Genomic DNA, 25,238 nt, shown 5'->3' on the forward strand with positions numbered 1-25,238 from the left:
TACCCTATAGGGTACGGTGTTTTGCATGTCTACATCCCTTGTAAACCGGGCATCAAATACATCAAAAACGCCTGATGTCAGGTGTAATTCATACAACCAACCAAAAGGAATAATCCCATGATCGAAACAACCATCGACCTTGACCGTCACCTTGCCGTTAAACAGATGGTTCACTATCTGAACCTGCAACAAACAGCACGAACTATTGGTGACCATCATGAATACCGACGTACAACGGATATCATTGACCAACTGACCACTGAACATGGCATGTCAGTGTTACATGATGCATATGGTGGTTGCCGTGAGTGATCTAGACCGCTTCAGTCGCGGACTCACAAAAGCATTTGAACGAAGACGTGCGCTGCAACAACAAACAATGCAACAAACACAAATTGTAGAGAAGACTGATGACGATAGTGATGCAATCATCACCAACACTAAAACCAACACACTGAGCAATGATGAGCAATACAAACAAACTATCGTGCAAAACATGATTGCACTGATCCACAAAAGGAAAACAAAATGAGTGACAAAATCAAGATCGTAGGTAGTGCCAGAAAGTTTGACCAAGCAGAACTTGAGAGACGCCAAGCTGGTTATCACAATGTCTACAAATCAACCGACCAGTGTACAACTGTTGTGCATGGTGACATTGCCTTTGGATTCTTAACCAAAGTAATCGAGATGACCACGCAGGGTTACGTCCTTACCCATAAATACCCAATCGTCTGTTCTCCAACGGTTTATTACTGCTCAATGACCAAGCCCGAATCAGAGCAGGCTGTTGACCTCCAGGTCATCAACGACCGTGTGAAACGCGAGTATGTGAAAGAACTGGAAGAGGAGCTCGCAGAGTACAAACAGATGCTGACCGCACAACTTCTTCAAGCAGCACAATTGAAGGAAGCTGAGAAGGTTGAGAAAGCCAAAGCGAAACTGCTTGCTGACATCCAGAAAGAAGTGGATGCAACCTTTTCTGATCTAGTGATCCCTGATTGATTACAGGGTAACCGACTGATCCCGTGGCCGACGGCGACGACACCAGCGGCAGCGACACCATCCTGTGCAGCTCCATAGCGCGTTCTGAGAACCGTTCCCCATGAAACCCTACCCATCATGGCCCCGGCAGATTACCCAGCCTGTACGGGGCTTCTGTTTGCCCGTAGGAAAGGTGGGTAGTCTGTTCGACTGCTCTAAACGAGAATGATCACCAAATGAGAATGGGTCTTGACAAATCCAGAAAAATCAGTATAATAGAGCTTAGCGAACGAGTGATAACGAGTGAGCTAAGATCAAAAGCTTTATATTTAAAAGATTGTTATATTAGAAGATATATTATTATAGGGTAACTACCCTATATTATTTATTAAAGAACATAGAGAGAAAGAGGTAGGAGTAAACCTACCTACAAAGAGTATTATATTTAAAGAATAATATTATCAGCTATAGCTGATAGAAGTTATTATCTAAAGAATAACTATTCTGTCGTTACGACAGTAATTACTTTTCTGTATTCACAGAAGACAAATCAAAAGCGAGATAGCTTGCGCTTATCATCTCTTCTGAAAAGCAGTTCACCTTCGGTTCACCTTGCTGATCATCTCTTTGTATGTAGAGTTAACAAACTTCTATAGAACCACTCCTGATTGAAAATCAGATGTCAGAAATCTCTGTGTAAATGTACACAGAATACAACTGATGAACATTCAGGAAGAGATGAACGGAAGTGAAGCCAAACACCAAACATTTTCTTCACACCGTTCAACGGTGATATACAATTCTTAAATCAACCCTTGATACCTAACCAGTGTCAGGGGTTTTTTGTGGATGTTGATATTTCTCACTGGTGTCAATCAGTGGTAATAGTTTTCAGGGATGAGATCAGATAGCTACTATCCACATTCAGTTCCAACTGACAGACCAATATGGTCGCAAACACTGATTTTATATGGGCTCATCGAGCTATTGGTTTAAACACTGTTGCAGCTCTATCTGCAATATCTTTTCGGCTGAATGCAATCCAGTGGAAATCAGAAGAATAATCCAGATTCAGCAGACGCCGGTTGATCATCCATCACAAACCTTTGCACAAACGCTGCGTACATTCCCATACGGGTGTTAATGCCAACCCTGACTAAAATGTCGATATGACGACAGATACCACAGCGTCATTCTGCAACATCTGAGCTACGATCTGTTTTCACCAATCAAGGATGACCCCATGCCAGACAACCACGCCGCAATCGCTACCGCCGATGTACTCACACTGTTGCTGCACAACCAGCACGCGATTGCGGCAGCAATCGAAGAAGTTTCTGTGTGGGTAAAATCAACAGGTTCGCCCGACGTGCATGACAACGTGATCGCAGCACTGGAAACCATCGACATGAACGCATCTGCCATCACCACTGGCATTCTCAAGATACGTCAGTGTTGATCGTGTTCAATTGGGTACACCCTATGACCACTGGTCTGGTGAATACGTAAAAGCGTATTCATAGGGTTGCTTTCAGTCTGATACACAGGCAAAGTTCAGCCTTCTAGATCCTATGACTACAGAGGCGCACCAAATGGTTGACGTTGCATACATCCGAGTTTCATCCGTTGACCAGAATACCGACCGTCAACTTGACGGCCTGACCTTCACCAAGACATTCACAGACAAAGTGAGTGGCGCCACAACAGACCGTCCCAAGCTACAACAGATGATTGAGTTTGTGCGTGAGGGTGACTGCATCCACGTGCATTCGATTGACCGCTTGGCTCGTAGTCTGGAAGACCTGTTGAAACTGGTGAAAGACTTCACAGCCAGAGGTGTAGCAGTTAAGTTTCACAAGGAGGCTCTCCACTTCACAGGTGAAGCTAACCCAATGCAGGAACTGATGCTGTCGATGATTGGTGCAGTCGCTCAGTTTGAACGCTCCATGATCAAAGAGCGTCAACGTGAAGGTATCGCCAAGGCAAAGGCCAAAGGGGTTTACAAGGGACGCACCAAGGCGGTATCCAATGATGATATCCGTGCTTTCATTGCTAGTGGTAAGAGCTACAGAGCCGCTGCTGAGTCCCTTGGTGTATCACTATCGTCTGTTCAACGTGCCATGAAGGAACAGCACTTGGTAATAAGTTTGCACCAATGACAGTAAAACGCATGATGGAACGTCTTAACCTTCCTTTTCCTGTAGCGTCCACAGAGCAACGATAAACGCCAAGGCCGTGTATGAAACTCGCGACGAGTTAAAACAGCCTGTACGCGATCCTACGCACCCTCAGGCGGCATCCTCACCATTACAGGGGGATTCCTATAATCTTGGGGGGCTCAGTCGCCCGTATTCCTGTATAGGTTGGATATACCAGATCAATATCTGATCTAGAACACCCATAGGGATTCCGACAACAGTTCATACTGATTCGACTCTGAAATCAGATTCTGAAAATACAGGGGTTGGAAACCTGGGAATTGTGCGCGTACGTGAAAAGTACAGAACATTGATCCACACCATTTCTCACATTTCACACAGCAACGCGTGGCAGCATCAGGTGGTTTGGGGACTGAGGAAAATGGCGGTAGCGAGTACGGCGCCACTTTTCACTAATTTCATTACTCGACTCAATAACTCTTAAATCCTACTTTTGGTACTAGACCACGACGAGCGTCGTTTGAAAATCTTTGAGAACTTTAACAACTTCGGAAGCACACACAAATTCGTTGGTTCCTTCCGGGTCTCCTGCAGCACCGCGTCTAACCACACCAACAACATGTTGATTGGAATTGAGTAATGGTCCACCGCTATTTCCGCTATAGAGCACTTTATCAACACTACCGCACTCAATGGTGGACCTGACATACTTACCATTGACCGCAGCCCAGAATCGACACACATCAGTAGACCCAACTTTAAAGTTGGGGAAGCCTAACACGGAAACTTTGTCATCTATTGCCACTTGCAAAGTTTCTTCCAGACGGAAAAATTCAAACTTTTCATCCACCTGATCTATAGATACGACAGCCAAGTCACGATGCTTATCTAAGAATAGTGCTTTTGCTGTATATTTTTTTGTCCTGTCATTTACTCGATAAACTATACAGTCATCAAACCAAACTTCGTCACAGTCATGTGCATTACCATATTCGACATCCGAGTCGATACCTGATCTCAACTTGTAGTTGAATGCATGTGCACACGTGATCATTATATTATTTTCAAGCATGAATCCTGTTGCTTGAGTTGACCACTTTTCACTTTCAATAACCCAGCAACGGCGTATATTTAGTTGATTATGCTTCATTCCGGCATCATCAAGAACTTCTACAAACTTCGCCAGAGGAAGTTTGTATGGGGTTTCAAGTTGATTGAATTTCATTGCAAGGCGTCGATAAACGGGAGAGTCTACACCCTTAACTTGATGGATAAATAACAGTCGACCAAAAACGTGTCCAGATAGCTCAGCAGATGAGTCGGGAGACTTCGTCTTGTAAATAAGATTTGCATTATCCACGCCAAGAGTCGAGAGCGAATGAATCATGGCTGATGTTGTACGTATGTATCGCCGATCAGTATTTACTTTCTGATTAACAATTAAGCCAGTAACTACCTGCTTTTCGTCTCGTCTTTGAAGTCTGACTTTTTTAGGATTTATCGTAAATCCTTTTTTTGAAACAATCTCGCTGAGCACTACACCAACTGATACTACGTGATGTGTTTTACCACCATCATTAACACCTAGCACTACAATATCTTCTGGCAAATACTGCGCAGGAACATAAAAGGAAAAAGTTATATCATCTGCATATCTTGTATAGCTAGCTTTATGTTTCTTAGCAAGGGTGCGCAACTGTGTATCTAAAGAGGCACAAATCATATTAGATATAACAGGTGAACAAGGTGACCCTTGCGGAAGCTTTCCGTCAACCGTTGCCAAGTGCGCAATTACTGTCGCAGTTTCCGGCGTTAAATTATAGGGCTGGCTTATAAGCATCGCTCGCACGCGAGCAAATGTTATAGACGGAAAAAAATCCTTCAAATCTATATTGAATACGAAATTCTTGCGCGTATGAAAAGACGCATTGCGAACAATAGAAGAATTACTTAAAAACGCAGTAGCGCGAGGACTGGGCTTGTAGAGAAACGAAAGTTGGCGAGCAAGTCTTTTTTGAAGAACCTTTAATTGATTATCTGGTGCCAAAATCTCTCGTTTACCACCGCCTTTTTTAGGAATATAGAACGTACTATAATGACCTGCCACGCGCTTAGTGTAGTATAGATACTTGATCTTCGGATAGGTCGTACCAAGAATGTTGGCCAGATCATCTACATCAGACTCGCTAGTCAGCCTCAAACTCTCGTCGACTAAAGAGCCCTCGTCCATATTTCACCCTATTCACTTTGAGTTATCCATTCAGCGTACCATTAGCAGAACACTGAGCAGTTGCTTGTAGCATTGTTCCTTATGGTCGCATTTAATTCAACCAAGTTTAATCCCGGACGAGGGCGCACAGACGCTAACATGAAAACATCAGTAAATCTAGCATTACCAGAAGATGGGCGAGAACTTCTAGAGCTACACCCTTACGGCTACCGGCTCCTTCCATCTTGGCTCGTCATGTTGTTGGCAATCGCCTGAAATAGATCAACGTTCACTCTTACCATGATCGCCGTAGGCGTACGTCATTCGTGATGTCTCCCGCTCCGTCTCCCTTCGGTACAGGTCACTCAGCGTCCAGCGTAGACGCTCATGCTCAAGCCGCAACGCCGCCAACTCCTTGGAACTGGTACGCCACATACAAATCACCCCAGCAAGGTTCTTGTGAGCTTGTCGAAGGTCACGCCGCGTTACATCCAACTCAGAACACAGCAAATCACATTGATGCTTGAGCATTTCTTCACGGGAAGGAAGACCTAGCTCAAACCCAGAATCATCGATCAAATCGTCTTTCATCACGCACGCTGCATACTGTATGCATGACCAGTATAGCCGAGAATGGCAATGTTCAAACTGACTGCGATGGATGGCAGAAGAATCCATGTGGGCAACTGGTATAGCGACCAGCATCGACATCGAGATATTTACAGGAAGGAGTAGTAGAAATGAGTAGTAGAATCGAAAAACACACAGACACAAAAAAGCCCCGTAAATCATAGACTTACGAGGCTTTCATTTGTATGGCGGAGAGATAGGGATTCGAACCCTAGGTACCGGTGAAGGTACAACGGATTTCGAATCCGTCCCATTCGGCCACTCTGGCATCTCTCCAACGGCGCGCATCATAACAACACTTTCGCCGGAAGCGAACCCCCTTTTGCGATTTTTTTCCGTGCTATCAGATGCTTGCGTCGATTAAAGCGGTACGCCCAGACGATTGGCGACTTCTTCGTAGGCTTCGATGACGTCACCGAGGCCCTGACGGAAGCGGTCCTTGTCCATTTTCTTGCCGGTGGCCTTGTCCCACAGGCGGCAGCCGTCCGGGCTGAATTCGTCGCCCAGGACGATGGAGCCGTCGTGGAATACGCCGAATTCGAGTTTGAAGTCGACCAGCAGCAGGCCGGCGTCGTCAAACAGTTTGCTCAGGACTTCGTTGACTTTGAGCGACAGTTCTTTCATGCGAACCAGTTGCTCGGCGGTGCCCCAACCGAACGCCACGACGTGGGATTCGTTGATGAACGGGTCGCCCTTGGCGTCGTCCTTCAGGAACAGTTCGAAAGTGTAAGGGTTGAGCTTCATGCCTTCTTCGACGCCCAGGCGCTTGACCAGGCTGCCGGCGGCGTAGTTACGCACGACGCACTCGACCGGGATCATGTCGAGTTTTTTCACCAGGCATTCGTTGTCGCCCAGCAGTTTGTCGAATTGGGTCGGCACGCCGGCGGCTTCGAGTTTCTGCATGATGAAGGCGTTGAACTTGTTGTTCACCATGCCTTTGCGGTCGAGCTGCTCGATACGCTTGCCGTCGAACGCCGAGGTGTCGTTGCGAAACAGCAGGATCAAGCGGTTAGCGTCGTCGGTCTTGTAAACCGATTTGGCTTTGCCGCGGTAGAGTTCTTCACGTTTTTCCATGATGGGCTCCGCTTGCTAAGTAGGTGGGCTAGGCGATGTGTCGCCAGTCGAGCCCTGAATCTTGATCGGCCAGTTGCAGCCAGTCGGGGTCGCACCCGAGGGTGTCGACAAAACATTGCCGGGCCAGCTGCGGCAGGTTGTTCTTGCTGCTCAGATGGGCCAGGACCAGGTGTTGCAGGCCTTGCCAGCCCAACTCAGACACCAGGAATGCCGCCTGGTGGTTGTTCAAATGTCCCAGTTCACCGCCCACCCGCTGCTTGAGAAAGTACGGGTAGTGACCGCGAGCCAGCATGTCACGGCAATGGTTGGACTCGATCATCAACGCATCGAGATCCCGATAGCCGTCCAGCACCGTGTTGCAATACGAGCCCAGGTCGGTCAGCAGGCCGAAGCGCCGCTCACCGTCGCTGAAGACGTATTGCGTCGGCTCCTGTGCATCGTGGGCCACGGCAATGACGCCGATGCTCAGAGCGCCGATCTGCAGTTGCTCGCCGCCGGCCAGAAGGCCAGCCGGTTCAATCGGTTTGCGCATCCCGCGCAGGGTCCCGCGACTGAGGTAGACAGGCAGATTGTAGCGCCGAGACAGCAAACCCACGCCATGCACATGGTCGGCATGTTCGTGGGTCACGAGTATCGCGCTCAGCTGCGCAGGGTTCACACCCAGGCGCAGCAGGCGTTTTTCGGTTTCCCGCAGGGAGAAACCACAATCCACCAGCACGTACGTATCATCGCTGGCTACCAGCGTGCCGTTCCCTTGGCTACCGCTGCCGAGAACGGCAAAACGCATGTGATCAGCCCAGTTTGTCCTGAATCTCACTCAACACTTTACGCGCCACGTCTGCCGGCGCCACGGTGTTGATGTTTTTCTCGACGGTCACCTGGACGTTTTCACCGACCTTGCTCAGGCGAACCTGATAACGCTCGGCACGGGCTTCAACTTCTTCCTTGCTCGGCGCGCTGCCGAACAAGCTGCTGAAGAAGCCTGGCTTCTCGTCTTTCTTCTCGGCTTTTTCGGAGAGGTTGATGTAGTACAGGCCCAGGCTGCGGTTGATGTCTTCAACGCGCCATTCGCCCTGTTCCAGCGCACGACCGACGCTCGACCAGGCACGGTCCAGGTCGTTGCCGACGTTCAGAACCGGGTTGCCGCTGCCGTCTTCGCTCAGGCTGATACGACTTGGCGTATCGAAATCACGCGAAGCCAGCATCGAGACCGAACCGCCCTTCTCCGAAATGCGGCTCATGCTCGCGAGCATGTCGTCGACCAGTGCTGCGTCCAGGCCGGTGTTGACCGAACGGTTGGTGAAGTCCACATCGGCGGTGCTGCCGGCAGGACGCTCGGCGCTGACCACATAGACTTCACTGGTGTTGCGCTGCACGCCTGGCTCGATCCGCACTCGCACGCGGGTTTCGCTGTCGGTGCTGACGCCGGCTGCGCTCAGGCGTTTAGCCATCGCTGCAGACAGTTCGTCGGAATGCTGCCAGGTCGTAGTGAATTCGCCGGTTTGCGGCTTCTGTTCATCCAGACGGAAACCGTTGTCCTGGAAGAACTGCACAGCCACTGGCCAGACTTCGGCCGGAGGGTTCTGCGCCAGGATCGAACGAGAATCGCCGACTTTCTGCAGGGAGTAGGCACTGGCATCGGCCGACGCCGACAACGGCTGCGGACGAGGAACGATGTATTCGCCCTTGGCGGTGTCATCGGCCACGTTACGCGGGATCGGCAGCAGCGGATCCAGACGTTTGGCGGTGGTGACATCCGGTGGCAATTGCATGGGTGCAGTCTGTTGCGCTTCCAGGTAGTCGCTACCACGGTCACGGAAATAACCTTCCGGGCCCCAGACCCATCCACAGCCACTGGTGCTGGAGATAATCAAGGCAAGTGCGGAAAGTCCGGCCATTCGCTTCATGCGTTGTACTTCCTCAATTAAACCAGGACGCCGCACTGGCGCAGGGCCGAGCGAAGCGTTTCATGACAAGGTGTGCTCAGCCAGGTCAGCGGCAGGCGAATGCCTTCATGCATCAAGCCCATTTCGACCAAAGCCCACTTCACCGGAATCGGGTTGGCTTCGATGAACAGGTCCTTGTGCAGCGGCATCAGTTTTTCGTTGATGGCCCGTGCAGTCTCGGCGTCGCCCTTGAGCGCGGCCTCGCACAGGTCGGCCATTTCGCGCGGGGCGACGTTGGCGGTGACGGAGATGTTGCCCTTGCCGCCCAGCAGGATCAGCTCGACAGCGGTCGGATCATCGCCGGACAGCACGATGAAGTCCTTGCTCACGCCATCAAGGATTGCCTTGGCACGCTTCAGGTCGCCAGTGGCTTCCTTGATACCGATGATGTTCGGCACGGTGGACAGGCGAATCACGGTCTCGGCCTGCATGTCGCAGGAGGTGCGGCCAGGAACGTTGTAGAGGATCTGTGGAATGTCGACCGATTCAGCGATGTGCTTGAAGTGCTGGTACAAGCCTTCCTGAGTCGGCTTGTTGTAGTACGGAACGACCAGCAGGCAGGCATCGGCGCCGGCCGCTTTGGCGTTGCGGGTCAGCTCGACGGCTTCGCGGGTCGAGTTGGCGCCGGTGCCGGCGATCACCGGAATACGGCCATTGACCTGCTTGACCACGGCCTTGATGACCGCGATGTGCTCGTCTACGTCGAGGGTTGCCGACTCGCCGGTAGTACCGACCGCGACAATGGCATGGGTGCCGTTTTCAAGGTGGAAGTCCACGAGTTTGCTGAGGCTGTCCCAGTCAAGACGCCCTTGTGCATCCATGGGTGTGACCAGTGCCACCATACTGCCCGCAATCATGAAACCGCTCCTGCCGGAAAAAGAGAGCGGTAATGGTACTGGCGCCAAGATGCTTGCACAAGCAAAGTACTGCGCTGCCGCCATTCCCCTTGGCGTTGCTTTTCGCTACCCTTCAGACTTTGATCGGTACTGATAAGCTCGTACGCCAGGTTCAAGCCTCCATTTACGGCATCACAAGCCCCGATCCAGCGTTGCCACCCCTCGCTCCTGCCTCACTGGAGCACGTTGCAACTTGTGACTCGGGTTTTCTGAATTCGCATCCGCAGGCTTGTCCCCGAAAAAAGCCCTTAGTCGTACCGACCGCTCATCGCTTTAGGAATGCTGCATGTCCACCCCCACAGTTCGCGAACAATTCCTTGTCATCAGTGCCCTCGGCGCCAACCCCATGGAGCTGACTAACGTCCTGTGCCGCGCCAGCCATGAAAATCGCTGCGCCGTGGTCACTTCCCGCCTGACCCGTCATGGCGAGTGCAGTGCGTTGATCCTCGAGATTTCCGGTAGCTGGGACGCCCTGGCGCGTCTGGAAGGCAGCTTGCCGAGCCTCTCCAAAAAGCATGCGTTCACCGTCAATGTGGTGCGCAGCGCGGCCCTGGAGAACCGTCCCCAGGCGCTGCCTTACGTGGCTTATGTCAGCTCGGCCTACCGGTCTGACATCATCAATGAGCTGTGCCAGTTTTTCATGGACCACAACGTCGAGTTGGAAAACCTGACCTGTGACACCTATCAGGCACCACAAACCGGCGGCACCATGCTCAACGCCACGTTTACCGTGACCTTGCCGGCTGGCGTGCAGATCAGCTGGCTGCGCGATCAGTTCCTGGACTTCGCCGACGCGCTGAACCTGGATGCGCTGATCGAACCGTGGCGCCCACAAAACCCAATGTAAGGAAGCTTTCATGGCCGTTGCCATCGACCAACCGGTTGCCGACTTCGAAGCACCCGCCACCAATGGACAGACCGTCAGCCTCGCGGGCCTTAAAGGCAAGCAAGTGGTGATCTACTTCTATCCAAAGGACAGCACGCCGGGTTGCACCACTCAAGGTCAGGGCTTTCGCGATCAGCTTGAGGCGTTTAAAGCGGCCAACACCGAAGTCTTCGGTGTATCGCGTGACAGCCTCAAGTCCCACGAAAATTTCAAGGCCAAGCAGGCGTTCACCTTCGAGCTGATCAGCGACAAGGAAGAAGCGCTTTGCCAGCAGTTTGATGTGATCAAGCTCAAGAAACTGTATGGCAAGGAATACATGGGCGTCGATCGCAGCACGTTCCTGATCGACAAGAACGGTGTACTGCGTCAGGAATGGCGCGGTGTGAAGGTGCCGGGGCATGTGGATGCGGTGTTGGCGGCTGCTCAGGCTTTGAATAAGGCCTGATTTTTTTGGCGCCTGTTACGACGCTATCGCGAGCAAGCTCGGTCCCACAGGTATCGTGATATCCCTGTGGGACCGAGCCTGCTCGTTATGGAGGCCATCAGCCTCACTGAAATACTAAAGCAGCGGCGCGACTTCCGGCTCTTTGCGCGGCCATGCATCCAGCACGGCCTTGAACAACGTCGCCAGCGGAATCGCAAAGAACACGCCCCAGAACCCCCACAACCCGCCAAACAACAGCACCGCGCAAATGATCGCGACCGGGTGCAGGTTGACCGCCTCCGAGAACAGCAACGGCACCAGCACGTTGCCGTCCAGCGTCTGAATGATCCCGTAGACCGCCATCAAATAAATGAACTGATCGCTCCAGCCCCACTGGAACAGCGCAATCAGCATGACCGGCACGGTCACTACCACGGCGCCGACGTAGGGCACCACCACCGACACGCCCACCAGTAAGGCCAGCAGCGCGGCGTAGTTAAGCCCCAGCACGACAAATCCGATGTAGGTCACCCCGCCGCAGATGAAAATCTCGATGACCTTGCCGCGAATGTAATTGGCGATCTGCCGGTTCATTTCGTGAGCGACGCGGGTGATCAACGCCCGTTCACGGGGCAGGTAACCACGCACCCACTGGCCGATCATCTCCCGGTCCTTGAGGAAGAAGAACACCAGGATCGGCACCAGGACGAGGTAGATCATGATATTCACCAGCAACGGCAGACTCGACAACGAGAACGTCAGCGCCCACTGGCCGAATTTACCGATCTCGCCCCGCGCCACTTCGATGGCCTGCAATACCTGCTCATCGGACACCAGATGCGGATAACGCTCGGGCAGCAACAATAACAGCGACTGCCACTTGGCGAGCATGCCGGGCAGCTCGTTGAACAGCGTAATCAGCTGATGCCACAGCAGCGGCACCAGGACAATAATGAAGACCAGCAACGCCCCCATGAACAGTGTGAACACCAGCCCCACCGCCACGCCACCGGGCATGCGCAAACGTTCGAGGGTGGCCACCAGGCCGTGCATGAGGTACGCCAGCACCATCCCGGCCAATACCGGCGCGAGCATACCGCCCAACGTCAGCACGGCGGTGAATGCCAGCACCAGCAGCACCGCCAGCACCACGGCTTCTTCATCGGAAAAGTAGCGCTGAATCCAGTCGCGTAACACCTTGAACATCAATATTCCTTAGAAACGAACGCAGCAGGTTTCAGGCTTTTTTTAACCAGTAGCGGTAAACACCCGCCTCATCTTCTTCGCGAAGCAGCGTATGACCGGCCAATCGGGCAAAGGTGCGGAAGTCACGCTGCGAACCCGCATCCGTGGCGATTACCTTGAGCACCGCGCCGCTGGCCAGGCGATTGAGCTCTAGCTTGGCCTTGAGCAACGGCAACGGACAATTCAGGCCGCTGGCGTCCAGTTCGACGTCATGCTCTACAGCGTCGGTCATTGTTTCACTCCGGGTCAGGTGGTTGAGTTGCCTAGAATATCTGGTCCCAAGCCCAGTGTCCGGCTACAGTAAGGTCTTTGTCGACTAAGGCTTTGTGCATGACTTTTTTGCGCCCTACCCTGCTGACGCTCGCTTGCCTGCTCGCCTCACCGGGCTTTGCCGACGACTTGCCGTCACTCGGCGACGCCAGTTCTGCCATCGTCTCGCCGCAACAGGAATACCAGCTGGGCCGTGCGTGGCTGGCGCTGTTGCGCAGCCAGGTGGCGCAGCTCAACGATCCGCAGCTCAAGGATTACGTCGAATCCAGCGTTTACCGACTGGTGGAAACCAGCCAGGTCAATGACCGGCGCCTGGAGTTCATCCTGATCAACAGCCCACAGCTCAACGCCTTTGCGGCGCCGGGCGGGATTGTCGGGGTCAACGGCGGCTTGTTCCTCAATGCGCAGACCGAGGGTGAATACGCCTCGGTACTGGCTCACGAATTGGCTCACTTGTCGCAACGCCACTTTGCCCGCGGCATTGAGGCCCAGCAGCGCATGCAAGTGCCGATGATGGCCGCCTTGCTGGCCGGGATCGTGATTGCAGCGGCCGGTGCCGGTGACGCCGGGATCGCGGCCATTGCAGGTACGCAAGCGGCGGCGATTCAGGAACAGCGACGCTTCTCGCGTCAGAACGAACAGGAAGCCGACCGCATCGGCATCGTCAATCTGGAAAAAGCCGGTTACGACCCGCGTTCGATGCCGAGCATGTTCGAGCGCCTGGGGCGCCAGTACCGCTTCGACGCCAAGCCGCCGGAATTCCTGCTGACTCACCCGGTTACTGAATCGCGGATCGCCGACACCCGAAACCGCGCCGAACAGGCTCCACAGGGCGGCATCGAAGACACCCTGCGCTATCAGCTGATTCGTGCACGAGTCCAGCTGTTCTACGAAGAAACCCCAGGCCTGGGCGCCAAGCGCTTCCGTGCCTTGCTTGAAGAAAACCCGAAAAATGACGTCGCGCGTTATGGCCTGGCAATTGCCCAGATCAAGGGTGGCCAGCTGAATGAAGCTAGGGAGAACCTCAAGCCGTTGTTGGCCAAGGCGCCGAACGAGATCATCTATAACCTGGCGGAAGTCGATCTGGACATCACCAACAATCGCCTGCCGGATGCTCAATCACGCGTCGACCGGTTGCTCACGCAATACCCCGGCAACTACCCGCTGAATCAGGTGCGTGTCGATCTGCTGCTGAAACAGAACCGCACCGCCGATGCTGAAAAGGCATTGGAAGGCCTGCTCAAGTCGCGACCGGACGATCCGGACGTGTGGTATCAGGTGGCAGAGACTCGCGGCCTGTCCGGCAACATCATCGGCCTGCATCAGGCTCGCGCGGAGTATTTTGCATTGGTCGGCGACTATCGTCAGGCCATTCAGCAACTGGATTTCGCCAAGCGCAAGGCTGGCAGCAACTTCCCGTTGTCCTCGCGTATAGATGCACGTCAGCGTGAGTTGATGGAGCAGGAGCGCATGATCAAGGACATGATGGGCTGACGGTTCAGCTGTAACTTCCGCGCACAAAAAAACCGCCTCTTTCGAGGCGGTTTTTTATTCAGCCAACAACCGGCTTATTCAGCCAGTTTGAAGGTGATGAAGCTGGCACGACCTTGACGCAGAACCCGCATCGATACCGATCGGTTCTTCGGCAGCGCCTTGGCAATCTCGGTGAACTCCTTGCTGGAGCTGATGGCCTGGTTGTTCAGGTGAGTGATGATGTCACCTGGTTGCAAGCCAATCAGCGAGGCAGGACCGTCCTGAACTTCCTTGATCACCACACCACCTTTGAGGTCGTAGGTTTTCTTCTGCTCATCAGACAGTTCGGCGACGGAGACACCCAAACGATTGCTGCTGATTTCAACGCCCGACTTAGGCATCGAATCCAGTTCTTTGCCTTCGTCAGGAATCGCGCCGACTGTCAGTTCGACGTTCTTGCGTTTGCCTTCGCGAATCACTTCGAGATTGGCCTTGGCGCCCGCTTTCAGTGCGCCCACCAGGTGTGGCAAGTCGGCCGACATGACGATCGGCTGACCGTTCATGCTCAGGATCACGTCGCCCACTTGCAGACCACCCTTGGCTGCCGGGCCATCGTCCTGGATCTGAGCGACCAGCGCACCGGCCGGTTTCTCAAGACCAAACGACTCGGCCAGGTCCTTGTTCACTTCCTGAATCACCACACCCAACCAGCCACGGCTGACTTTGCCACCTTCTTTGAGCTGATTGGAAACATCCATGGCGACATCGATAGGGATCGCGAACGATACGCCCATGAAGCCCCCGGAGCGGGTGTAGATCTGCGAGTTGATCCCGACCACTTCGCCATTCAGGTTGAACAGCGGACCACCCGAGTTACCCGGGTTGATCGGCACGTCGGTCTGGATAAACGGCACATAGTTTTCGTTTGGCAGGCTACGCCCGATGGCGCTGACGATGCCTTGGGTCACGGTGTGGTCGAAACCGAACGGCGAACCGATGGCGACCACCCACTGACCGGCTTTCAGATCCTGGGATTTGCCGAGTTTAAGCACTGGCAGGTCTTTGCCTTCGATCTTCAACAGCGCCACATCGGAACGTGGATCAGTGCCAATCAGTTTGGCTTTCAGCTCACTGCGATCAGCAAGACGCACGAGGATTTCATCGGCATCGGCAATCACATGGTTGTTGGTCAGGATGTAGCCATCAGGCGAAATGATGAAGCCCGAACCCAGGGACTGGGCTTCACGCTGGCGATCACCACGAGGCGAACGCGGTTGAGGCATGCCCCGCTCGAAGAACTCGCGCAGCGCTGGCGGCAGGCCTTCAAGGTCGGGCATTTGCCCGGACACTTTGCGGTCCGGCAGTTTCTGGGTGGTACTGATGTTCACCACGGCAGGCGAGGCCTGCTCGACCAATTGGGTGAAATCAGGCAGCTCGACCGCTTGCGCAGTGACCGCCTGACCGAGCACCAGCACGGTGGCAAAAATGGAAAGGTAAGACTTCAAGCGTGGTATCGACATACGGCTCCCGTTACGACGAGCATGGTTAAGCGATATGGAGCAAGGAACACCGGAAACAATACGCCGGTATTTTTGTTCCGGGAACTACAAAACAAGGCCAGAGCCGTGAGGCTCTGACCTATAGAAAAATTCAGGATTTTTTGCAAATTGAAATGCTCACCAAACATTTCGGTAATGACCCACTACTTGGTTGCGGTGGCATCGGTGCGCATGGACAGCGCAATACGTTCAGCAGTGCCTATCGGAATCTCACCTACCACGGTCACCATCACTTCGCCCTGAGGCGTGGTCAGACGGCGGGATACAGCAACGGTAGGGCCCAATTGTGTGCGAGTGTCCGTCACGGTTGCGCCATTCAACGGTTCAAGGAAAACCGAGAAACGCGCCAGGCCGTCGTCATACATCAGACTGTTGACCTGTGTTTTGGTCTCCGGATCTTTGCGAGCACTGCTGCTGGTCAACTCAAAACCGGGTGGTAGCCAGTCCGAATGCCACACCTGAGCGACCTTAATGGCGGAAGCCTTGTCACTGTCGAGGGTGACTGCCTTGCAATCATCACCCGCCTGCAAGTCTTTGTCAGACGGCACGTCGGCGGTATCCAGTTGTGTGAACTGGAATCGCTCCAGCAACTGCCCTTTGTCATTGAGCAACAATGACTTGAGCGGCAGGCCGGTTTCTTTGTCCAGATGAAGCTCAAAACCGTATCGATGCTGATCACGTGGCGTCAGCGAAACAATCACTGCCGCACGCCCAGCCACACGCGACTTGCCAATGACGGCAAGGTCATACCAATTCTTTAACTTTTGTGGATCCAGTGCACGAGCAGCAGTATTGGGTGAATCCCCCAATCCTGCTATCAGGGTGCCGCTGACGCATTGAGTATGCCCATCAATGCGCACGACTTCCTGTGCAGAGCCGTCGAGCTGGAGTAAACGCTCTCGGACTTTGCCATCCTGGACGCGATGCCAAATGTTATGGGTAGAAAAACTACCGTTACGCTCGTAAACAAAAGTACCGTGAAAGCTTTGCTGTTGCTCGGCCTGGCCTAGACGGGTCAACCAGTCCTGGGCTTCATCAGCGTGGGCTGGTACAACAAACCAGCCTGCGAGCAGAAGCGAAAGTAGAGGTATGGCGCGCATGATCCTCCTTAGCGGTTTTCCAGGCTTGCTGCACGAGCATAAGGCAGAGCACTTTCAGTACCTTTCAATGCAGCTTGTTGAGCATGTTGGCGCAAGTAGCTTGGCAGACGCTGATCGTGCCAGCCTGGCTGACCTTGCAATACACCGCTGGCCATAGGGCCAGTGGCATCCGAACTCTCATTGTAGCCTGCCAATACAGCTGGACCCTTGACCTGAGGAACGGCCAGACCCGGTTGATTGGATTGCTGAGCCAGTTCGACACCAGCGATCTCGTCCTGGTTGTACAAACGAACGCCGGCCAGTACAGCCAGTGTGACCGAAGCGGCTACTGCCAGGCGACCCAGGCTGCGCCATGGACCACGGGAGGCTTTTGCCGGTACGGCTTCGTCGGCCAACGCAGCAGACACGGCTGCAGCGATATCCAGGCGTGGAAGCAGCAAGTCCTTGTGCATGACTGCCCGAGCGATTTGGTAACGAGCCCAGGTTTCACGGGTTTCAACATCGTCAAAGGCATTTAATACCCGACGCAATTCCAGTTCGTCCGCTTCGTTATCCATCACTGCGGACAGCGATTCCTGCAGGGCTTCACGACTCATGGCGTTCCTCTCTTGGCTGTCGCCGCTGTCTCAGTTTTCCTGCAACAACGGCTGCAGGGCTTTATCGATGGCCTCCCGAGCGCGGAAAATCCGGGAGCGCACGGTACCCACCGGACATTGCATGACGGCCGCAATGTCCTCGTAACTCAGACCATCGAATTCACGTAAAGTTAAAGCCGTACGTAAATCTTCTGGCAGTTGCTGGATGGTCCGATGGACGGTGCCTTCGATCTCATCCCGCAGCAACGCTCGTTCTGGCGACTCGAGATCCTTGAGGCCATGATCGCCATCGTAGAACTCTGCATCCTCGGAACTGACATCGCTATCCGGCGGCCGACGGCCGCGTGAAACCAGATAGTTTTTCGCCGTGTTAATGGCGATACGGTAAAGCCACGTGTAAAACGCGCTGTCTCCGCGAAAATTCCCTAGGGCTCGGTACGCCTTGATAAAGGCTTCCTGCGCCACATCCTGGGCTTCATGGGTGTCGTGCACGAAACGCACGATCAACCCGAGAATTTTGTGCTGGTATTTCAGCACTAGCAGATCGAAAGCTCGCTTGTCGCCACGTTGAACGCGCTCGACCAGCTGCTGATCCTCTTCCTGGGTTAGCATGAACACTCCTCGATAAGCTCGGAGGAAGCTTGCATAACTAAACGACCAGACTTGCAAACATAGACTCGGGCTTTTCGCAAAAGTTCTCCCCCTCCAAGCAAGTTTCCTGCGGGCTCTGATTTGGCACGCACGAAAAGCGCAGCGCGGGTTACCGGCTGCGCGAATAATCTTGTCGTCGGATTCGCCAGCAAGGATCAAACTGCAGATCCTGCCCAGAAGCCGACACTGTCCCTTGAATCAGGCAACCGTCTATTGATCTTTGGCCTTTGGCAAAAGTTCCATTATTTAAAACCGGACGGCACCGACATTGTGAGACCGTGAGTAGAAAAATACTGTTAAATCCACGATACAGTCGCCTTGTCGTCGAACCGGTCAAAAAACCATCCGACGAAGCGTCGAGTATTTCCCGTCACAGTAGTTTCACAATGCCATATGCGCTCGGGTATTGTGCCGCTCCCCCCCTCTATATACTAGTGGGCTGTGTGGCCGACTTGACTCGCCGATCCAGCAGTCTTGCGCCAACCCCGACCCGGGTCGCTTTGAGCGGAATCCTGAAATGAGCCAACAGTTTCAACACGATGTTCTGGTGATTGGCAGCGGCGCTGCCGGTTTGAGTCTTGCGCTGACCCTGCCGGGTCACTTGCGCATCGCGGTACTGAGCAAAGGCGACCTCGCCAACGGCTCGACATTCTGGGCCCAGGGCGGCGTCGCTGCCGTGCTGGATGACTCCGACACCGTTGAGTCCCACGTCGACGACACCCTCAATGCCGGCGGAGGCCTGTGCCACGAAGACGCCGTGCGCTTTACCGTCGAGCATAGTAAAGAAGCGATTCAATGGCTGATCGACCAAGGCGTGCCGTTTACCCGCGACGAACAATCCGGAACCGAAGACGGCGGGTTCGAGTTTCACCTGACCCGCGAAGGCGGCCATAGCCATCGGCGCATCATTCATGCCGCCGATGCCACGGGCGCTGCGATATTCAGAACGTTGCTGGCCCAGGCCAGACAACGGCCCAACATCGAATTGCTGGAACAGCGCGTCGCGGTGGACCTGATCACCGAAAAACGCCTCGGCCTGGAAGGCGATCGCTGCCTCGGCGCCTACGTACTCAACCGCGGGACCGGCGAAGTCGACACCTACGGCGCACGCTTCGTCATCCTCGCGTCCGGTGGCGCGGCCAAAGTCTACCTCTATACCAGCAACCCCGACGGCGCCTGCGGAGACGGTATCGCTATGGCCTGGCGTTCCGGTTGCCGGGTGGCGAATCTGGAGTTCAACCAGTTTCACCCCACCTGCCTATACCACCCGCAGGCAAAAAGCTTCCTGATCACCGAAGCCCTGCGCGGCGAAGGTGCGCACCTCAAACTGCCTAGCGGCGAGCGTTTCATGCAGCGCTTCGACCCGCGCGCAGAATTGGCGCCACGGGACATCGTTGCCCGGGCCATCGACCATGAAATGAAGCGCCTGGGTATCGACTGCGTCTATCTGGACATCAGCCACAAACCCGAAGCGTTCATCAAGACACACTTTCCGACGGTGTACGAACGCTGCCTCGAGTTTTCCATCGACATCACCAAGCAGCCGATCCCGGTGGTTCCGGCGGCGCACTACACCTGTGGCGGCGTGATGGTCGATCAGAACGGCCGCACCGACGTGCCGGGGCTGTATGCCATTGGCGAAACCAGTTTCACCGGCCTGCACGGCGCCAACCGCATGGCCAGCAATTCGTTGCTGGAGTGTTTCGTTTACGCCCGTTCGGCGGCGGCGGACATTCTTGAACAGTTGCCGCACGTATCGATCCCCGCCGCCCTGCCTATCTGGGATGCGAGCCAGGTCACCGATTCCGACGAAGACGTGATCATTGCGCACAACTGGGATGAACTGCGTCGATTCATGTGGGACTACGTCGGCATCGTGCGCACCAACAAACGCTTGCAGCGTGCGCAACATCGCGTGCGGCTGCTGCTGGACGAAATCGACGAGTTCTACAGCAACTATAAAGTCAGCCGCGATTTGATCGAATTGCGCAACCTGGCCCAGGTGGCCGAACTGATGATCCAGTCCGCCATGGAGCGCAAGGAAAGCCGGGGCCTGCATTACACCCTCGACTATCCGAATATGTTACCGGTTGCCTTGGACACTATTCTGGTGCCGCCCACCTACGTCGACTGAACGTCAATCGAACCCGCAGGCGTCGGTGCACATCCGCCGCCTGCGAGTCGCGGGGTACGCAGATCGACCGGATACGGCGTTCGCCGCGCAGGCGAAACCGCAGCACCACGATCAACGGCAGCGCCAGGCTGTCCGGTCGTAACTGCACCGGCTGCCAACCCCGCGCCTGATTCCACAACTGCCAGCCTTCGGCATCGCGACGCAAGCCGCGATATGCCTGCGGATGTGTCAGCAGAATCTGACGGGGCAATACCCAAACGCCATGCGCCAGACAGCAGAAAGCGCCGAGCACACTGGCCCAGACCGGTATAGACAAAAGAAACAACGAGCCCAGCGCGAACAGCTGGGCCAGAAGATACGCCGCCAGCAACTGCCGTGAGGCATGCCAGCGGCATTCGAACGTATTACTTGGGCTGGACACGGTCCAGGATCATGCGAACCATGCGCTGAAGCTCCGGATCTTCCGATTCGGCGCGTTCCATGAACCAGCCGAACATGTCCTGATCTTCGCACTCGAGCAGCTTGCGGTAGCAATCGCGGTCGACATCGTTGAGGTGCGGGTAGACTTCTTTGACAAACGGCACCAGCAATACGTCCAGCTCAAGCATGCCGCGGCGGCTGTGCCAATAGAGGCGATTCAGTTCAACATCTTCGACCATGGAGCGCTCCTCAAATAGGCGGCAAGTATACAGCCCCGCGCCTCGTCGAACAGTCGGCTTTGGTCGGGCACTGCCGACCTTTTGTGAACTACCCATTTCACGGGCGCCCCCTTATGATGTCCCCCAGACTCTTTACCCTGCGATGACCCATGGCCGATTCTGCTTTTTTCTGCACCCTGTCTCACGAAGGCGTTCTCGCGGTCCGCGGCGCGGATGCCGGCAAATTCCTGCAAGGCCAATTGACCTGCAACCTCAATTACCTCAGTGAAACCCAGGCCAGCCTGGGCGCGCGCTGTACGCAAAAAGGCCGGATGCAGTCGAGTTTCCGCATCATGCTGGAAGGTGACGGCGTAGTGATGGCCATGGCCACCGAACTGCTGGAACCGCAACTGGCGGACCTGAAGAAGTACGCCGTGTTCTCCAAATCCAAATTGACCGACGAAAGCGCCGCCTGGGTCCGCTTCGGCCTTGATCATGGCGATGCCGCGCTGAGCAGCCTTGGTCTGGCGTTGCCGGCAGACACCGACAGTGTCGTGCGTCACGAAGGCCTGATCGCCATCCGCGTCTCGCCGCATCGCGCGGAACTGTGGGTCGCCGCCGATCAGGCCGTCGCCATCAAGGGCAAGCTGTCCGCCCTGCTGGCCGAAGGCACTCTGAATCAATGGCTGCTGGGGCAGATCCGCGCAGGGATCGGTCAGGTCATGCCGCAAACACGCGAACTGTTCATCCCGCAGATGCTCAACCTGCAAGCCGTTGGTGGTGTGAGCTTCAAGAAAGGCTGCTACACCGGTCAGGAAATCGTCGCGCGCATGCAGTACCTGGGCAAACTCAAGCGCCGCTTGTACCGTCTGACCCTGGACGCCAGCGAATTGCCCGCCCCCGGCACGCCGCTGTTTTCCCCGAACCATGGCAGTTCCATCGGCGAAGTGGTGCTGGCGGCCAACGCGCAACAAAACATTGAACTCCTTGCCGTGCTGCAAGCCGAAGCTGCCGAGGGTGGCGACATTCATCTCGGCACCCTGGAAGGACCCGCCCTGAACTTGCTCGACCTGCCTTACTCACTGGACCGCGATCGCGAGATCCAGCGTTAACCGCAGCATTTGTGGCAACACCTAGAGAAACGAAATGAGCGATCTGGCGGAAAAGGTCCAACAGGATTTGGTTGAGGCCATCGATAACGATGACCTGGTTCTGCCAACATTACCGGAAGTGGCCATGCAGATTCGCAAGGCCGCCGAAGACCCGGAAATCAGTGTCAGCACCCTGAGCAAAGTGATCGGCCGCGATACGGCGTTGTCGGCGCGTCTGATCAAAGTGGTCAATAGCCCACTGCTGCGCGCGACTCAAGAAGTCAACGACCTGCACACGGCGATCACGCGACTGGGCGTCAACTACAGCAGCAATCTGGCGATCGGTCTGGTGATGGAACAGATTTTCCACGCCCGCTCCGAGGTGGTGCAGCAAAAGATGCACGATGTCTGGCGCAAAAGCCTGGAGATCGCCGGGGTCAGCTATGCGCTGTGCCGCAGCTACACGCAACTCAAGCCCGATCAGGCCGCCCTCGGCGGTCTGGTGCATCAGATTGGCGTGTTGCCGATTCTGACCTACGCCGAAGATCACTATGAGCTGCTGTCCGACCCGGTCAGCCTCAACCATGTGATCGACCACATTCACCCCCTGATCGGAGACAAACTGCTCAGGGTCTGGGAATTTCCAGAGAAACTGGTGAAGGTGCCGGGGCAATACCTGGACTTCAAGCGTGAGTCCGAGCGGATTGATTATGTGGATCTGGTGCAAGTGGCCAGTCTGTATTGCCACAAGGACAGCGACCACTCGCTGGCCCGTTTCGACCTGACCAGCGTGCCGTCCTTCAAGAAGCTTGGGATTGATCTGGAGAACGACGCGGTGATCAAGGATCTGGAAGAATCGCGGTCGATGTTTTACTAGTCGAGACCGCGTCGCCCCCCCCATCGCGAGCAGGCTCGCGAAGGGCCAGCCCAGTCAATGCAAAACTACCCGGCAATAAAACTCACCCGCACCTTCAATCCCTTCGTCTCGCCATCGTGCAGACTGATCTGCGCCAGATGCGCGCGGCAGATCTCCCCCACAATCGCAAGCCCCAACCCAGACCCGGCGACCTGTTGATTACGCCGATAGAAGCGCTCAAACACCCGATCCCGCTCATCCACCGGAATTCCCGGCCCGTCATCCTCGACCTCCAGCACCGCCGGAGCCGTCACCCGCAGAATCACATTGCCGCCCGACGGCGTATGGGCCAACGCGTTATCCACCAGGTTACTCAGCAGTTCGTTCAGCAGCGTCGGCTCACCACGCAGCCACACCGGCTCGTCCGCTTCGAGTGCCAGGGCCACGCCGCGCGCATGGGCCAACGGCGCCATGGCCATGCCCAACTCCCGGGCCAACTGACTCAAATCCAGCAACTGCGCGCCGCCCTCGGCAATGGCCCGGGCACCGTTTTCGACCCGTGCCAACGACAGCAATTGATTGGCCAGGTGGGTCAATCTGTCCGTGCCCTGGGCCGCCGTTTCCAGGGTGCTGCGCCAGGTTTCCGGTTCACTCGCCCGCAGGCCAAGTTCCAGCCGCGCCTTGAGCGCTGCCAGCGGCGTACGCAGTTCATGAGCCGCGTCGGCGATGAACTGTGCCTGGCGCTCGAACTGTCCGCGCAGCCGCTCGGTAAAGTGATTGAGCGCGCGTACCAGCGGCCACAACTCGCGCTGCACTTCCACCAACGGCAATGGCCGCAGATCATCCGACTGGCGTTCTTCCACCGCCGTGCGCAAGCGCTCCAGCGGACGCAACGCCGCACTCACCGCGAACCACACCAGCAACAGCGCGCCAATCGCCAGCATGCCCAACCGCAGCAGCGTATCCGCCGCCAGACTGCGCGCCATGCTGACCCGCGCCTCATCGGTTTCGGCCACGCGAATTTCCGCCATGCCATTCATGTTCGGCTCGCTGACCGGCTTGAGCAGGCTGACCACCCGCACGTTCTGTCCGCGATACGTAGCGTTATAAAACCGTGCCAGCGCCGGGTAGTCATCGGTGCGCGGCGTTCCGGGCGGTGGCGCAGGAAGGTTTTCGTAACCGGAAATCAAGTTTTGATGGATGTCATTGACCAGGTAAAAAATTCGCCCCTCACTGTCGTAGGCAAACGTGTCCAGCGCTACGTAGGGCACGTCGGCACTGAGCGTGCCGTCACGCTGAGTGACACCCGCGGCAATGGTTCGCGCCGACGCCAGCAAGGTGCGGTCATACGCCGTGTCGGCTGCTTCGCGACCATTCCAGTACGCGCTCAAACCGCTGGCCAGCATTAACACCACCAGCAACAGCGCGAGGTTCCACAGCAAGCGCCAGCGCAGGCTGCTGGGCTTATGCATCGCGGCTTTCCAGCAAGTAGCCGAGGCCACGGAACGTCACGATCGCGACCGGTTGGCCGTCGAGTTTTTTGCGCAAGCGATGCACGTAGATTTCGATGGCGTCAGGGCTGGCTTCTTCGTCCAGGCCGAACACCTGGGAGGCCAGTTGCTCTTTGCTCATGACTCGCCCGGGCCGGGCGATCAGCGCCTCAAGAACTGCCTGTTCGCGGGAGGTCAGGGTCAGCAATTCTTCGCCGAGGCTGAAGCGCCGGGTGTCCAGGTCATAGGCCAGCACGCCGCAGCGCTGCTGACGTTCACCGCCCAGCACACTGCGGCGCAACAAGGCTTTGACCCGGGCTTCGAGTTCGGTCAGTTCAAAGGGTTTGGCAAGGTAATCGTCAGCGCCAAGGTTCAAGCCATGCACCCGATCCTTGACGTCGCTGCGCGCGGTCAGCATCAGCACCGGCAGGTTTTTCCCGCGGGAACGCAAGCGCGCGAGCACTTCAAAACCGTCCATGCGCGGCAGGCCGACATCGAGAATGGCCATGGCGTATTCCTCGCTGCTCAAGGCCAGGTCTGCGGCCACGCCGTCGTGCAGCACGTCCACGGTCAGCCCGGTGCTCTTGAGCGCCTGGGCGACACTTTCGGCCAGCTGCAAATGGTCTTCGACGAGCAGAACGCGCATGGATCTTTACCTCATTCAGGGGATGGTCGACGCCATTCTTTGGCGCGGAGTTTACAGCCGCATCCGCTGCTGTGAAGCCCGAAAACCGTGAAAGCCTGCTGAAAGGTTAGTGAAAGGTTGGCCCGTTAGAGTCCCCCCACGGATGGTTTCGACTGCCGACCTTCCAATCGTGCTTTGAAATGTAGCTCCCGAAAAACGCCATGACGCGTTTTCGCCAATAAGAACAATAAACGAGGTACTGCACCATGCTGTCCACACAGCTTCAGGCTTACCCGCCCCAC

The 25,238-nt window shown here is 55.4% G+C and carries 26 protein-coding genes and 1 tRNA gene; 11 read left to right on the top strand and 16 right to left on the bottom strand.

Annotation, left to right across the window (positions count from 1 at the left end; all coding sequences use genetic code 11):
* Positions 1–117: 117 nt before the first annotated feature.
* From J2X66_RS27905 to J2X66_RS27925, 5 genes are all read left to right on the top strand, one after another.
* Entirely contained in the window at positions 118–312 is a 195-nt protein-coding gene (locus J2X66_RS27905) for a hypothetical protein (protein WP_310271231.1), read from the top strand.
* Entirely contained in the window at positions 305–532 is a 228-nt protein-coding gene (locus tag J2X66_RS27910; protein WP_310271234.1) for a hypothetical protein, read from the top strand. The genes J2X66_RS27905 and J2X66_RS27910 overlap by 8 nt, the downstream gene beginning before the upstream one ends.
* On the top strand, positions 529–1,005 hold the full coding sequence (locus tag J2X66_RS27915) for a hypothetical protein (RefSeq protein WP_310271237.1): 477 nt from the start codon (positions 529–531) through the stop codon (positions 1,003–1,005). Before J2X66_RS27910 ends, J2X66_RS27915 begins: the two co-directional genes overlap by 4 nt.
* A gap of 1,222 nt (positions 1,006–2,227) precedes the next feature.
* Positions 2,228–2,443 (top strand): hypothetical protein, encoded by a 216-nt coding sequence (locus J2X66_RS27920; protein ID WP_310271240.1) that lies wholly within the window; start codon positions 2,228–2,230, stop codon positions 2,441–2,443.
* 133 nt (positions 2,444–2,576) lie between these two features.
* On the top strand, positions 2,577–3,143 hold the full coding sequence (locus tag J2X66_RS27925) for a recombinase family protein (protein WP_310271242.1): 567 nt from the start codon (positions 2,577–2,579) through the stop codon (positions 3,141–3,143).
* Positions 3,144–3,642: 499 nt separating this feature from the next.
* On the opposite strand, the gene J2X66_RS27930 is transcribed toward J2X66_RS27925, so the two are convergent.
* The 6 genes from J2X66_RS27930 to dapA form a co-directional block, all read right to left on the bottom strand.
* Entirely contained in the window at positions 3,643–5,373 is a 1,731-nt protein-coding gene (locus tag J2X66_RS27930) for a reverse transcriptase domain-containing protein (RefSeq protein WP_310271244.1), read from the bottom strand.
* 795 nt (positions 5,374–6,168) lie between these two features.
* Positions 6,169–6,258, bottom strand: a tRNA-Ser gene (locus J2X66_RS27935).
* An 84-nt stretch (positions 6,259–6,342) separates the two neighbouring features.
* Positions 6,343–7,056, bottom strand: coding sequence for a phosphoribosylaminoimidazolesuccinocarboxamide synthase (purC, locus tag J2X66_RS27940; protein ID WP_007944067.1), 714 nt, complete (start codon positions 7,054–7,056; stop codon positions 6,343–6,345).
* A gap of 28 nt (positions 7,057–7,084) precedes the next feature.
* A complete protein-coding gene (locus J2X66_RS27945) occupies positions 7,085–7,843 on the bottom strand; it encodes an MBL fold metallo-hydrolase (protein WP_123433871.1) in 759 nt (252 codons plus the stop codon).
* A gap of 4 nt (positions 7,844–7,847) precedes the next feature.
* Positions 7,848–8,963 carry an outer membrane protein assembly factor BamC gene (gene bamC / locus J2X66_RS27950; protein ID WP_310271248.1) on the bottom strand — a complete coding sequence of 372 codons (1,116 nt, stop codon included), beginning with the start codon at positions 8,961–8,963 and terminating at the stop codon, positions 7,848–7,850.
* Between the two features lie 17 nt (positions 8,964–8,980).
* Positions 8,981–9,859 carry a 4-hydroxy-tetrahydrodipicolinate synthase gene (dapA, locus tag J2X66_RS27955; protein ID WP_310271251.1) on the bottom strand — a complete coding sequence of 293 codons (879 nt, stop codon included), beginning with the start codon at positions 9,857–9,859 and terminating at the stop codon, positions 8,981–8,983.
* A gap of 325 nt (positions 9,860–10,184) precedes the next feature.
* Between dapA and J2X66_RS27960 the strand changes: the two genes are divergently transcribed.
* Both J2X66_RS27960 and J2X66_RS27965 read left to right on the top strand, forming a co-directional pair.
* A complete protein-coding gene (locus J2X66_RS27960) occupies positions 10,185–10,745 on the top strand; it encodes a glycine cleavage system protein R (protein ID WP_027925530.1) in 561 nt (186 codons plus the stop codon).
* A gap of 10 nt (positions 10,746–10,755) precedes the next feature.
* Positions 10,756–11,229: a peroxiredoxin gene (locus J2X66_RS27965; RefSeq protein WP_123433867.1), complete on the top strand. Its 474-nt coding sequence runs from the start codon at positions 10,756–10,758 to the stop codon at positions 11,227–11,229.
* 114 nt (positions 11,230–11,343) lie between these two features.
* Here the strand turns inward: J2X66_RS27965 and J2X66_RS27970 are convergent, their stop codons facing one another.
* Positions 11,344–12,414, bottom strand: a complete 1,071-nt coding sequence (locus J2X66_RS27970) for an AI-2E family transporter (protein WP_310271257.1) — start codon at positions 12,412–12,414, stop codon at positions 11,344–11,346.
* Positions 12,415–12,445: 31 nt separating this feature from the next.
* Positions 12,446–12,685, bottom strand: a complete 240-nt coding sequence (locus J2X66_RS27975; protein ID WP_027925533.1) for a sulfurtransferase TusA family protein — start codon at positions 12,683–12,685, stop codon at positions 12,446–12,448.
* 98 nt (positions 12,686–12,783) lie between these two features.
* Here J2X66_RS27975 and J2X66_RS27980 point away from each other — a divergent pair, with 98 nt between their 5' ends.
* Positions 12,784–14,217: a M48 family metalloprotease gene (locus J2X66_RS27980; protein ID WP_310271260.1), complete on the top strand. Its 1,434-nt coding sequence runs from the start codon at positions 12,784–12,786 to the stop codon at positions 14,215–14,217.
* Between the two features lie 74 nt (positions 14,218–14,291).
* Here the strand turns inward: J2X66_RS27980 and J2X66_RS27985 are convergent, their stop codons facing one another.
* The 4 genes from J2X66_RS27985 to rpoE form a co-directional block, all read right to left on the bottom strand.
* Complete coding sequence (locus J2X66_RS27985; RefSeq protein WP_405046812.1) at positions 14,292–15,710, bottom strand: DegQ family serine endoprotease; 1,419 nt, start codon at positions 15,708–15,710, stop codon at positions 14,292–14,294.
* Between the two features lie 188 nt (positions 15,711–15,898).
* Positions 15,899–16,855, bottom strand: a complete 957-nt coding sequence (locus tag J2X66_RS27990; RefSeq protein WP_310271265.1) for a MucB/RseB C-terminal domain-containing protein — start codon at positions 16,853–16,855, stop codon at positions 15,899–15,901.
* Positions 16,856–16,863: 8 nt separating this feature from the next.
* The gene (locus tag J2X66_RS27995; RefSeq protein WP_123433861.1) at positions 16,864–17,451 is read right to left on the bottom strand and encodes a sigma-E factor negative regulatory protein; all 588 of its coding nucleotides are present in this window, start codon (positions 17,449–17,451) and stop codon (positions 16,864–16,866) included.
* A gap of 30 nt (positions 17,452–17,481) precedes the next feature.
* Positions 17,482–18,063: an RNA polymerase sigma factor RpoE gene (gene rpoE, locus J2X66_RS28000; protein WP_007944079.1), complete on the bottom strand. Its 582-nt coding sequence runs from the start codon at positions 18,061–18,063 to the stop codon at positions 17,482–17,484.
* Between the two features lie 556 nt (positions 18,064–18,619).
* Here rpoE and nadB point away from each other — a divergent pair.
* Entirely contained in the window at positions 18,620–20,236 is a 1,617-nt protein-coding gene (nadB, locus tag J2X66_RS28005) for an L-aspartate oxidase (RefSeq protein ID WP_310271270.1), read from the top strand.
* Here nadB and J2X66_RS28010 read toward each other — a convergent pair.
* Positions 20,205–20,657: a protein YgfX gene (locus tag J2X66_RS28010; protein WP_310271274.1), complete on the bottom strand. Its 453-nt coding sequence runs from the start codon at positions 20,655–20,657 to the stop codon at positions 20,205–20,207. The genes nadB and J2X66_RS28010 overlap by 32 nt on opposite strands.
* The gene (locus tag J2X66_RS28015; protein ID WP_007944081.1) at positions 20,641–20,895 is read right to left on the bottom strand and encodes a succinate dehydrogenase assembly factor 2; all 255 of its coding nucleotides are present in this window, start codon (positions 20,893–20,895) and stop codon (positions 20,641–20,643) included. The genes J2X66_RS28010 and J2X66_RS28015 overlap by 17 nt, the downstream gene beginning before the upstream one ends.
* Before the next feature lie 149 nt (positions 20,896–21,044).
* On the opposite strand from J2X66_RS28015, the gene J2X66_RS28020 reads away from it, so the two are divergent.
* Both J2X66_RS28020 and J2X66_RS28025 read left to right on the top strand, forming a co-directional pair.
* Complete coding sequence (locus J2X66_RS28020; protein WP_310271281.1) at positions 21,045–21,986, top strand: folate-binding protein YgfZ; 942 nt, start codon at positions 21,045–21,047, stop codon at positions 21,984–21,986.
* 34 nt (positions 21,987–22,020) lie between these two features.
* Complete coding sequence (locus J2X66_RS28025) at positions 22,021–22,842, top strand: HDOD domain-containing protein (RefSeq protein WP_310271284.1); 822 nt, start codon at positions 22,021–22,023, stop codon at positions 22,840–22,842.
* Positions 22,843–22,907: 65 nt separating this feature from the next.
* On the opposite strand, the gene J2X66_RS28030 is transcribed toward J2X66_RS28025, so the two are convergent.
* Positions 22,908–24,293 (bottom strand): sensor histidine kinase, encoded by a 1,386-nt coding sequence (locus tag J2X66_RS28030; RefSeq protein WP_310271287.1) that lies wholly within the window; start codon positions 24,291–24,293, stop codon positions 22,908–22,910.
* The gene (locus J2X66_RS28035; RefSeq protein ID WP_310271290.1) at positions 24,286–24,957 is read right to left on the bottom strand and encodes a response regulator; all 672 of its coding nucleotides are present in this window, start codon (positions 24,955–24,957) and stop codon (positions 24,286–24,288) included. The genes J2X66_RS28030 and J2X66_RS28035 overlap by 8 nt, the downstream gene beginning before the upstream one ends.
* Positions 24,958–25,238: the final 281 nt, after the last annotated feature.

The sequence above is a fragment of the Pseudomonas sp. 3296 genome (assembly GCF_031456615.1).
GTDB lineage: Bacteria > Pseudomonadota > Gammaproteobacteria > Pseudomonadales > Pseudomonadaceae > Aquipseudomonas > Aquipseudomonas mucoides.